The sequence below is a fragment of the Oleiphilus sp. HI0061 genome (assembly GCF_001635675.1).
The window spans coordinates 1-692 of sequence record NZ_LWFE01000537.1 but is presented as its reverse complement, the minus strand read 5'-3'; the positions used below and the strand labels follow the sequence as shown (position 1 = coordinate 692).

At 41.3% G+C, this 692-nt stretch carries 1 protein-coding gene; it reads left to right on the top strand.

Annotation, left to right across the window (positions count from 1 at the left end; genetic code table 11):
- Nucleotides 1-103: 103 nt before the first annotated feature.
- Nucleotides 104-692, top strand: a 589-nt coding sequence (locus A3735_RS07065) for a hypothetical protein (RefSeq protein WP_156499487.1), incomplete at its 3' end; no start/stop codon positions are given.

The window sequence follows — 692 nt, the reverse complement described above, 5'->3', positions numbered from 1 at the left end:
ACCGTAAGCCAGGAAAAGCTGACTCAGCAATGATCACACTGGATGGTGAAGAAGCTGTAATTCCAAATATTGAATACCTCGAATCATTAGCCTACGAGAACCTATGACTAAAGCAAAAGAGCACCTAAATAATGCTGCACTCTCCGGGCTGCTATTTTTCTGTGTGTTCTTTGCTATTAGCTTGTTTCTTAACGACCAAATAGCACAGAGTGTCCTATTTTTCATCTGCGCGCCTTGCTTTACAAAGGCTTTCTTCACTGCTCATCTTTCATCGCCCTCAAGAAAAAAACAACTCTTGATAGCCTGCACCGCACTGTGGGTCTGCATTGATATAACGCTAGTCAGCCATAGCCTTAGTGAATTCTCATTAGTTTTATATTGGCTGTTCCCTTTGGCAGCAGCAACGCTTATTTTAATTGGGGTAAAGTTTGGCTCGATTTTGTCATTGAGTGCGCTATGCCTCAGCTTCCCACTAACACCTGAAAACAACAGTAGCTCATTTTTCTTTCAGGCTTTATCGTTTGCATTATTTCTTAGCTTATTCTCGGTATTACTTACTTACCTTACCAAGCTAGAGAAAGATCTAAAACTCGCCACTAGAACTGACCCTTTAACCGGTTGCACAAGTATTCCTTATTTCAAACACAAACTAAAATCTGCCACCGAACTTCAACGACGCTATAAGGATCAGG